Source organism: Kitasatospora sp. NPDC096128 (genome assembly GCF_040303105.1).
Classification (GTDB): Bacteria; Actinomycetota; Actinomycetes; order Streptomycetales; family Streptomycetaceae; genus Kitasatospora.
In genome coordinates this window covers 19619-30165 of record NZ_JBEOSP010000071.1, presented here as the reverse complement: position 1 = coordinate 30165, position 10547 = coordinate 19619, and the positions used below count along the sequence as shown (strand labels likewise).

7 protein-coding genes and 1 rRNA gene are annotated in these 10547 nt (G+C 74.9%); all 8 read left to right on the top strand.

The genetic code is table 11. The annotated features are described in order from the left end of the window. Window positions 1-70 (top strand): 5S ribosomal RNA (rrf, locus tag ABTY61_RS42105); the annotation flags it as partial. Between the two features lie 211 nt (window positions 71-281). Further along, on the top strand, window positions 282-1691 hold the full coding sequence (locus tag ABTY61_RS39560; RefSeq protein WP_350510071.1) for a sensor histidine kinase: 1410 nt from the start codon (window positions 282-284) through the stop codon (window positions 1689-1691). Further along, window positions 1643-2308 carry a response regulator transcription factor gene (locus ABTY61_RS39555; RefSeq protein ID WP_350510070.1) on the top strand — a complete coding sequence of 222 codons (666 nt, stop codon included), beginning with the start codon at window positions 1643-1645 and terminating at the stop codon, window positions 2306-2308. Before ABTY61_RS39560 ends, ABTY61_RS39555 begins: the two co-directional genes overlap by 49 nt. Before the next feature lie 198 nt (window positions 2309-2506). Beyond that, on the top strand, window positions 2507-4051 hold the full coding sequence (locus ABTY61_RS39550; protein WP_350510069.1) for a DUF2637 domain-containing protein: 1545 nt from the start codon (window positions 2507-2509) through the stop codon (window positions 4049-4051). Window positions 4052-4200: 149 nt separating this feature from the next. Next, window positions 4201-5490, top strand: a complete 1290-nt coding sequence (locus tag ABTY61_RS39545) for a DUF6986 family protein (RefSeq protein ID WP_350510068.1) — start codon at window positions 4201-4203, stop codon at window positions 5488-5490. A 189-nt stretch (window positions 5491-5679) separates the two neighbouring features. Beyond that, on the top strand, window positions 5680-6327 hold the full coding sequence (locus ABTY61_RS39540) for a YigZ family protein (protein ID WP_350510067.1): 648 nt from the start codon (window positions 5680-5682) through the stop codon (window positions 6325-6327). A 299-nt stretch (window positions 6328-6626) separates the two neighbouring features. After that, complete coding sequence (locus ABTY61_RS39535; RefSeq protein ID WP_350510066.1) at window positions 6627-8408, top strand: hypothetical protein; 1782 nt, start codon at window positions 6627-6629, stop codon at window positions 8406-8408. A 115-nt stretch (window positions 8409-8523) separates the two neighbouring features. Beyond that, window positions 8524-10260, top strand: coding sequence for a restriction endonuclease (locus ABTY61_RS39530; protein ID WP_350510065.1), 1737 nt, complete (start codon window positions 8524-8526; stop codon window positions 10258-10260). The last annotated feature ends 287 nt before the right edge of the window (window positions 10261-10547 follow it).

Below are 10547 nucleotides of genomic sequence, written 5' to 3'. Positions count from 1 at the left end.
GGAAGCTAAGCCTCACAGCGCCGATGGTACTGCAGGGGGGACCCTGTGGGAGAGTAGGACGCCGCCGAACAATCATTCAGAAAAGCCCCTGATCCTTTCGGATCAGGGGCTTTTCGCATTTCCGGACTGACTGCTGAGCGGTTCAGGTGCTGCTTCCACCACCGTCAGGTGGTCCTAGGTCCACCTCGGAACTGGGGTGCCATGGCCAGTGTCCGGAGCGGGTCGTTCGTGAACACTGATGGAGGACGATCGGCATCGGCATCGGCATCAGGAGAGTTTGCGTGACCACAGAGACCCGTACGAGTGGCACGTCCGTCCGTGCGCAGACCCGGGCGGCCCTCCAGGCCGGCGGCCAGGGGCTGGCCCGGCTGGCTCAGGTGGTGCTGGGCGCTGTGCCGGGGTTCGTGCTCCCGGTGGTGGCGGCGATCGTCGCGGGGGTCGTGACGTCCCGGTTCCTGCAGTACTACTTCCCGGCATCGCTGGTGGCCCTCGCGGCCGCGGCGGTCGCCGGCGCCGCCGTGGCGGCGGCCTGCGTCCGTCGGACGGCGGACCGGACGCGTCGGTTCCTCCAGCGGTGGTACGGCATCCGCCTCCCTGCGGTCTACCAGCCGATGCCGAGGCTGGAGTTGGACGAGCGCGGGCACTGGTGGACGGGCTACTCGTACCACCGCTCGCAGACGGTCGCGAAGTACGCGCAGCTGGTCCATTGGGGCCTGCGGGACCGCACCACCCGGGCCGAGATGCTCTGGCTGGTCGTGAACCCCGTCGCTGCCGCGGTCCTGGGCGGCGCGGTGGTCCTCCTGATCGTGCTGGGCGGGGCCTTCGCCCTGGGCGGCGCGGTGCCGACGGAGGGCTTCGGCCCGCTGAGCGCACGGATGACGCGGGTCACGCTGAGCATGCTGCTCGGGATCGGCATGGTCCTGGCCGGGATACTCCTCGCCCCGCACGCGGTGCGCGGGTACGCGGAGGCCGCCCGCCGGGTGCTGGACCAGGACGGCCGGGCGACGCACGCCCAGCTGACCAAGCGGGTGGCGGAGCTCACCGAGACCCGGGCCGACGCGGCGGGCAGCCAGGCGGCGGAGCTGCGGCGGATCGAGCGGGACCTCCACGACGGCGCCCAAGCGCGGCTGGTCGCGATCGGGATGACGCTGGGCACCATCGAGCACCTGATGGACACGGACCAGGCCGCCGCGCGGGAGCTGCTCTCCGAGACGCGGCAGTCCTCGGCCCGGGCCCTGCAGGAGCTGCGCGACCTGGTCCGCGGCATCCACCCGCCGGTGCTCGCCGAGCGCGGACTCGGCGACGCGGTGTGCGAGTTGGCACTGGACAGCGCGTTGCCGACCGAGGTGTTCGTGAGCCTGCCGGATCGGTTGCCGGCTCCGGTCGAGGCGGCGGTCTACTTCAGCATCAGCGAGTTGCTGGCCAACGCGGCCAAGCACTCGGAGGCCGAGCAGGTGTGGGTGGACATCCTCTACCGGGCGGGGTCGCTCCGGGTCACGGTGACCGACGACGGTGTGGGCGTGGCGGATCCGGAGCGGGGCACGGGCCTGCGCGGGATCGAGCGTCGATTGGGTACCTTCGACGGTGTCCTCGCCATCGACAGCACGTCCGGCGGTCCGACCACCATCACCTTGGAGTTGCCGTGCGAGTTGTCCTCGCAGAGGACCTCTACCTCCTTCGCGAAGGCCTGATCCGTCTGCTGGAAGCGCACGGCTTCACCATCGCGGCAGCCGTGGAGACCGGCCCCGAGCTGCTGGAAGCGCTGCTGACCCACCGCCCGGACGTGGCGGTGGTGGACGTCCGACTGCCCCCGACGCTCACCGACGAGGGGCTCCAGGCCGCGCTCAAGGCGCGCCGGGAGATCCGGGGCCTGCCGGTGCTGGTGGTCTCCCAGCACGTCCAGCAGTTGTACGCCCGGGAGTTGCTGGCCGACGGCACGGGCGGGGTCGGCTACCTGCTGAAGGACCGGGTGTTCAACGCGGGGCAGTTCATCGACGCGGTCCGTCGGGTGGCGGCGGGCGGGACGGCGATGGACCCGGACGTGATCGCCAAGCTGATGCAGACCACCTCGCGCCGCCCGGGGCCGTTGCTCGGGTTGTCCCCGCGCGAGCGCGAGGTCCTGGAGCTGATGGCCGAGGGCTGTTCCAACTCGGCGATCGCCGCCCGCCTCTCGGTGAGCGACGGCGCGGTGGCCAAGCACATCGCCAACATCTTCAGCAAGCTCGAACTCGCCCCCGACGAGGACGCCAACCGCCGGGTGATGGCCGTCCTGGCGTACCTCAACGGAACGGCGGGGCAGAGCCGCTGACGGCCCGACCGGTGCCGGACGCCCCGGGAGCGGTGGGTACTGTGACACCCCAGGCTGCGGAAACGCTGAAACACCCGTACGAGTAAACTCCGGTGGGCCGCGCCCGGAGGCTGTTCGGCCGTCCGGCGGCCCGACTGGCGGGAACCGGCAGCCGATGCGCGTACGGCAGCAGCCGACATCCAGGGGTTGATAGACGTAATGGCACGCCCAACGCTCACCAAGGCCCATCGTGGGCTGCTCGGCCTGGTCGCGGCCGGCGCCTGCATCATCTCGGGCATCGGTTTCGCGGGCTCGTACAACGCTGTGCGCGAGCTGGCCTTGGAGAAGGGTTTCGGTGCCTTCTCCTACGCCTTCCCGATCGGCGTCGACGCGGGCATCGTCGTGCTCCTGGCCCTCGACCTGGTGCTGACCTGGCTGCGGATCCCCTTCCCGATGCTGCGGCAGACCGCCTGGCTGCTGACCGTCGCCACCATCGCCTTCAACGCGGCGGCCTCCTGGGGCGACCCGCTCGGCATGGGGATGCACGCCGTCATCCCGGTGCTGTTCGTCGTCGTGGTCGAGGCCTCCCGGCACGCGGTGGGCCGGATCGCGGCGATCACCGCCGACCGGCACATGGAGTCGGTCCGGGTGATGCGCTGGATACTCTCCCCGGTGCCGACCTTCCGGCTCTGGCGGCGGATGAAGCTCTGGGAGCTCCGCTCCTACGAGGAGGTCATCCGGCTGGAGCAGAACCGGCTGGTCTACCGGGCGCAGCTGCGCTTCCGCTACGGTCGCGGCTGGCGCCGCTCGGCCCCGATCCAGGCGCTGCTGCCGCTCAAGCTCGCCAAGTTCGGCGTCCCGCTGGACCCGTCGCTGCTCGACCGGCTGGACGAGGAGGCCCGCGAGCGCGAGGCCAAGGACTCCCTGGTGGAGCAGGCCTCCCAGGAGCTCGGGGCCCAGCCCCAGCAGGCCCGTGCCGCCGTGGCCATAGCCGCCCCGGCCGTCGCCGTGGGCACTCCGGCCGCCGCCCAGGCCGGAGCCGAGCGGCCCGACCCCCAGCAGCCGCAGCAGTCCCAGCAGTCCCAGCCCGAGGCCCCCGGCCAGTCCCAGCCCGAGGTCCCTGCCGCGGCGCCGCTGTCGCCGGAGGTCGCCGCGCCGATGCTGGCGAAGCTCCACGCCGTCCGGCTGCGGGCCGCGCAGGAGCCGGAGGCGGTGGTGGAAGCCGCCCCGCAGCCGCGCGGCGAGGAGCTGAACGTCTGGACCGAGCGCCCGGTCCGGGCCACCGGCCATTCGGTGGACCCCGCTTCGGGCGGGCGGGTGCCGGGCCAGGCGTCGCCGTGGTTCAAGCCCCCGCGTCCGGCCGCCGACGAGCCCGCTCCCGCCGCCTCCGGACCGCAGGCCCAGCACCCGACGGCGGCGCAGCCGGCGGCCGAGCCGACCGTCGAGCAGCACCGTCAGCCGGCCGCCCAGGCCGAGCACCATGCCCGGCCCGAGCAGCCCGTTCCGGCCGAGGAGCCCGCCCAAGGTGCCGGGACCGAACCCCTCCTGGCACCCGTGCCGCTGGACGAGGACGTCGCCTACGACGGCCTGGTCTCCTACATCGACAGCTTCGGTCACCAGCCGGACCCGCCGCGTCTCGCCGCCTGGCTGACCACCGAGTACGGCGTCACCGGGAAGGGGCCGGGCGGCGCGGTCCACGCCAAGGAGGTCGCCGACCTCTACCCGCTGCTGCGCGACCGCTACCTGGCCGCCGGGAGGGACTGAGCCCGCGCCGGCGGCTTTTCTTCCGGGACCCGCGCTGACCCGACACCCCCGGGTCCACCGCTCGGTCGGCCATTGACGCCCGACCCGGCCGGAGCTACCTTCACCTCAACAAATTGTTGAAGTGCTGGTTTCGGCATGGAGGAGTGCGGATGTCGCAGGTCGAGGTCGACGGAACCGGACCGACGGGCGGGGCCTCCTTCTCCGCCGCCGCCCGCGCAATCGTGGAGGAGCTGCTCGCCCCCGTGGACGCCGACCTGGCGCGCCGCTACCCGGGCGACTCCGGCACCCGGCAGCCGGTGCACACCGTCTACGTCCCTGCCGACGCCCTCCGTGCCGACACCGTACGGGAGTGGGGCCGCCAGGCCCTCGAGGCCTTCGACACCCACGCCGGCACCCCCGCCGAGCTGGCCCGCGCCCTCGGTGTGGCCGACGACCAGCTGCTCGCCGACGTGCACGCCCGGGTCCGCGCCAAGCTGGAGCGCGAGCCGGTCGAGGACCTGCGGATCGACTTCGAGGACGGCTACGGCCCCCGCCCCGACGCCGAGGAGGACGCCGCCGCCGTCCGGGCCGCCGAACTCGTCGCCGCCGCCGTGGCCGAGGGCAGCGCGCCGCCCTGCATCGGCATCCGGATCAAGTGCATGGAGGCGCCCGTCCGTGCCCGCGGCATCCGCACCCTGGAGCTGTTCCTCGCCACCCTGCTGGCGAACGGCGGCTTGCCCGACGGGCTGGTGCTCACCCTGCCCAAGGTCACCTACGCCGAGCAGGTCACCGCGCTGGTGCGGCTGCTGGAGGACTTCGAGCGCCGGGCCGGACTGCCCGCCGGGCGGATCGGCTTCGAGATCCAGATCGAGACCACCCAGGCGATCCTCGGCCCGGACGGCCGGGCCACCGTCGCCCTCATGATCGAGGCCGCCGAGGGCCGCGCCACCGGACTGCACTACGGCACCTTCGACTACAGCGCCTCCTGTGGCGTCAGCGCGGCCTACCAGAGCATGGACCACCCGGTCGCCGACCACGCCAAGGCGGTCATGCAGGTGGCCGCGTCCGGCACCGGCGTCCGGCTCTCCGACGGCTCGACCAATGTGATCCCCACCGGCTCCACCGAGCAGGTGCACGCCGCCTGGAAGCTCCACCACGAGCTGGTCCGCCGCTCGCTCGCCCGCGCCTACTACCAGGGCTGGGACATGCACCCGGCGCACCTGCCGACCCGTTACGTCGCGGTGTACTCCTTCTACCGGGAGGGCCTGGCCGCCGCCGCGGCCCGGCTCGCCGCGTACGTCGCCAAGGCGGGCGGCGACGTGATGGACGAGCCGGCCACCGCCCGGGCGCTCAGCGGCTACCTGCTGCGCGGTCTGGACTGCGGCGCCGTCGACCCGGCCGAGGTCACCGCGCTGACCGGCCTGGACCGCGCGCAGCTGGACGCCCTGGCCGGCCGCTGACCCCCAGCGGTCCAGCCTCCCGGCAGCCCGGGCCCCTGCTCCCGGCATCCCGGGCTCCCTGCTCGCTCGCCGAACCCGGCCGCCCTCCCGCCGGCCGGGCGCCGACTAGGCTGGCGGTGCCGCCCCGGACCCCGGGGTGCGCGCCGCCAGCCGTCGCCGTTCCGGGAGAACCACCGCGCCATGTCCGCCATGCCGGAACCGACCGCCAAGCCGTACCTCACCATCCGGCGGGCCGGCAGCCACGAGACCGAGATCAAGAAGTCCCGCTTCATCTGCCACCTCGCCCGGGTCTCCGACGAGGACGAGGCGCAGGCCTTCATCGCCGGGATCCGCAAGCAGTACTGGGACGCCCGGCACAACTGCACCGCCTTCGTGGTCGGCGACGAGCAGCGCCGCGAGCGCTCCAGCGACGACGGCGAGCCCGGCGGCACGGCCGGGGTGCCGATGCTGGAGGTGCTGCGCCGGCGCGGCCTGACCGACACCGTCGCGGTGGTGACCAGGTACTTCGGCGGGATCAAGCTCGGTGCGGGCGGCCTGGTGCGGGCGTACGGGAACGCGGTGTCGGAGGCGGTCGACGAGGTCGGCCTGCTGGAGCGGCGGCCGGTCGCACTGCTCGCGGTGACGGTGGACCACGTGCGCGCCGGGCGGGTGGAGAACGACCTGCGGGCGGCCGGGTACGCGGTGAGCGACCTCGCGTACGAGGCGGCCGGGGTGCGGATCGAGGTGGGCGTGCCGGAGCCGGAGACGGCCGGGTTCCACGCCTGGCTGGCCGAGGCGACCGGCGGCACCGCGGTCGCCGTGCCGGCCGGGCGCACCTACGTCGAGGTGCCGGTCTGAGCCTTCGGGGGTGCGGGCTCCGTCCGGGCGGCCCGCTGCGCCGCCCCGGCGGGCCCTGCACCGACCGTGGCGGTGCCGTAGCGGTGCCGGAGCCCGTCCGGAGTCGTCGCTCCCCGTAGCCGAGCGCGTGCGCCACGCGGAAGACGGCTTGAACAGATTCACTCGAACGTAGTGTCGTGGCCCGGAGTTGGAACTTCCGCTCCCGGCCGTGGCGTTTCCTGGGCAAGGTTCCGGCCGAACCGGATGAAAACCGTCGATGGAGGACAACAGACCCCACCCCGCACCACGGAGGTATGCGCATGACCTCAGACCGCTCGCCGTCGCCCGCCGGTGCCGACCTACCCGGCCTCCGCGGCCCCGCGACGCCCTACCGGATGACCGTCACCACCGCCCTCCCGCACGCCGAGGCCGTCGCCCTGGCCGACGAGCAGCTCGCCTCCTGGCTGAAGCAGGAGGGCTGCGAGGAGCCCCCGCCCGCCGTCGGCACCGTCCCCGGTACCGCCGTCGGCGCACCCCCCGCCGCCGAACGCCTGCGCCTGGGCGAGCGCGTCCTGCTGGACCGGGACCTCGGACCGCTGCGCGGCGGCCCGGGCGCCGGCCGCTACGACCGCCGCCGCCTGCGCACCCCGGCCCCGCACGGCACCCGACAGCTCACCCTCACCGTGGCCACCGCCGTCGGCGGCCCCACCTGGGTCCGGCTGGAGGCCGAGACCCACAACACCGGCAGCGGCGTGCGCACCCCCTGCCGGGTGCCGGTGCCCGAACTCGCCCGCACCCTCCTCCCGCTGCTCGACGCCGCCGACGGCCCGGCCGCCGTCCACCCGGCCCCCCGGGTGGTCACGGCCGACGAGGTCGACGACCTGATCGACGAGCTGTGCGACCCGGAACGCCGACTGCCCACGGTGGTCGCCAGCGTGCCGGTGAACCTCCCGGTCGACCACTGGGTCGAGGAGGTGGTCCGGCCGCTCTGCCGGCAGCTGCCCGGCCTCGCCACCGCCTACGTGCTCGACCCGGGCGCCCGCACCGCGTTCAACGTCGCGCTGGAGTACCACACCGTGTACGGCGGTGCGGTGCGCACCTACCTGCCCGAGGTCGACCCGGCCTCCCGGCAGGACGGCTCCCGACATCCGGTGCTCGCCCGCGGCCGAATAGAACAGGACCTCCGCCGCGCCGCCGGGCTGCTCGCCCGCGAGCCGCGCCGCCTCGCGGCCGACCAGCCGCTGCCGCCGCCGCTGGCCGCCGTCCCGGTGCTGCGCGTCCCGCCCCCGCCGGTGCGCCCGGCCGCCGAACCGGCCGCCGAACCGGTCACCGAACCGGCCGTGCTCGCCCACGAGGAGCAGCAGGACCGCGCGGAGCAGCAGGCCAGGGCAGACGAGCTGGAGCGGGTCCGGCACACCCTCCGGTTGGAGCGCCGCGACCGGTCCCAGACCAGGGACGGCCACGAGGGCCGTCTCCGCACCGGCAGCCGAGGCGCCCTGAGCGGCCGTCACTGCACCGGTCCCGGCCTCGTCCCGACCGCCGCGCCGACCACCTCGGGCACCGGCCCGACCACCGCCGGCCACCGCGCCGACCAACTCTCCGGGTGCCCGGGCAAGCCCGATACCTTCACCGAACTCCTCAGCAGGCTGGGCGAGTTCCCGCTGCTCACCTTCACCGGTGACCAGAAGAACGCGCTCGCCCTGGACGGACTCCAGTGCGCCGGCGCCGGCTGGGCCCGGCTCGCCTGGGACGGCCTGACGGCCCTGCAGGAGTACGCCGAGGCGGCCGTGCGCGGCGCGGCGGGCGGGGACTTCAAGCAGTGGTGCGAGCACACCCCGGAAGGCTGTCACCGCTTCCCGCCGCGCAAGGCGGTGCGCGGGGAGTCCCGGACGGTGTTCAGCCACACCAAGTGGAAGCGCGAACGGATGCTGCCGGTGCCGGAAGGCGTCGACTCCTCCCGGCGCGCCTTCATGGGCGCGCACCTGCGGATCGGCGGCGGCCGCACCGCACCCCGGCTGCACTACCTGGACGACTGCTCCGGCAGTGGCCGGATCTACGTCGGCTACATCGGCCTGCACCTCACCAACACCCGGACCAACTGACGGGCTTGGCTGACCGCTGCGCCCGTTCGGTGGACAATGTCCGGCAGGGGGCGGGGCTGCGGGCCGGTCCGTCGCCCCGGGCAGGCGCCGGACGAGCATGGGGGAACGACGACCGATGCAGTACTCAGCAGACGGCCAGTCCGACGGCACCGCCACCGTCCCGTTCCCCCAACCGGGCTTCCTCGCCTCGGTCTTCCGCGACCTCGGCGCCGACCAGGGCCCGGAGCCGGACGGTGCCGCGGGCCACCCGGCCCCCGGCCGTTCGTCCGGCCCGGATTCCGGCGGCCCTGATCCAGTCGACCCGGGCGTCACCGGCCCGGACACCGGCGCCCCGGACACCACCGATCCGGACGCCGGCGGCCGAGGTCCCGCCGACCCGGGCTCCGCCGACCCCGACGAGGCCGTGGCGGCGCACGCCCGGGCCGCCGCCCTCACCCACCACCGCACGCTCACCGTCCAGGCCGAGCACGACCGGCTGGCCGACCTGCTGCGGCGTGCGGCGCTGCCCGTCTCGGCCATGGACTTCGAGAGCCAGCTGCGCCACTACGAGCCTCGTCCCTACCCGGCCGACGGCCCGGCCGCCGTCGACGGCGCCGAGCCCCGCTGGGAGGACTTCGCCCCCGCCGACCCGACCGCCGCCGACCCGGAGGGCGGCCCGTCCCGCCGACTGCTGGACTCCGGCTACCAGCGCGAACTCGCCCAGGCCCGGCTGACCCACCAGCGTGCCCTGCGGGAGTGGCGCACCCGCCGGGCCGAGGCCGGCCGCCCGGCCGCCGGGGAGTCCCGGCGCGCCCACGAGGCCGCGGAGGAGGCCCGGGCCCGTGCCGTGCGCGAGTACAACGAGAGCCTGGAGGAGTGCCGGCGCGCCTACCGGCTGGCCGAGCCGGCCGCCGTGGAGTCGCTGCTGGAACGGGCGCTGGCCGCGGCCGAGACCGCCACCCAGGACCTCCCCGCCCCGTGCCGGGCGGTCTTCCGCCCGCTCACCCGCACCGCCGTGCTGGACCTCGACCTGCCGCCGCTCGACCTGGTGCCCTCGCTCACCGGCTACCGGCTCGCCCCCGAGGGCGACATCCTCCCGGTGCCGCGGCCGCCCGCGGACCGGGCCACCGACTACCTGCGGCTGGTCGCCCGGCTCGCCCTGCGCTCCCTGCAGGCCGCCGACGCCGTGGACACCGAGGAGATACTCGCCGGCGTCGTCCTCAACGGCTGGCTGCGCGAGCCGGGCGTCGAGCCGCTCTGCCTGCTCAGCGTGGACGCCGACCGCGACGCCCTGGCCCGGACCCGGCTGCTGCCGCCCGGGACCCCGTACGAGGAGCGCGACGACGAGGGCGTCTACGCCGACGCCGAGCAGGACGAGGCACTGGTCCGGCTGCGCCAGCTCGGTGCCGCCGTCACGCCGGACCCGTACACCCGGACGGCCGTCCAGCCGGCCGCCCGGGCGGGCGTCGCCGTCCCGGCCGCGTCCGACCTCTCCGCCAACGAGTTCGCCCAGCTGGTGCGCGACCTGCTCACCAGGGGCGGGGTCGCCGAGTGGAGCGTACGGCTGCGCGGCCCGGCCGGGCTGGTGGCCACCGGCGAGGGCGCTCCTGGCAGCGCGCTGCCAGGCCGCTGGGTGGTCTGGGCCTCCCGGGACTCGGAGTCCGTCGGCGTGGAGCAGATCGAGACCCTGGCCGAGGCGGTCCGCGAGGAGTCCGCCGAACGCGGCCTGCGGCTGACCACCGGCCACTTCGCCGAGGAGGCCCTGGACCTCTCCGGCGAGGAGAGCCACCGGCACATCCACCTGATCGACGGCGACGGCGTCCGCGAACTCGCCCGCACCCACCTCGGCCTGCCGCTCGCCGCCGGCCGCTGACCCGGCCCCTGACCCGGCCGCCGGCCCCGTCCGGATCCGCCGCAGCGCGTCCCGCCCCTTCCCGCCCATTCCCACCCCCCACCAGCGAGTTCACCCCGACGGCCCACCTGGCGGGCGCCCCTCCGTACCCGGACCAAGGCTGAGGGGAGCGGGCCGGCGGGACCGTGGCCGAGGACCGGCCCGGTCGGCGGCACCCCGGGCGATCACCGCCGGACGGGCGTCCGGTACGGTCGGCGGTCGGCCCGGCCACGGGCGGACCCCAGGGGGAGAGGAATGGGCAGAGCGCT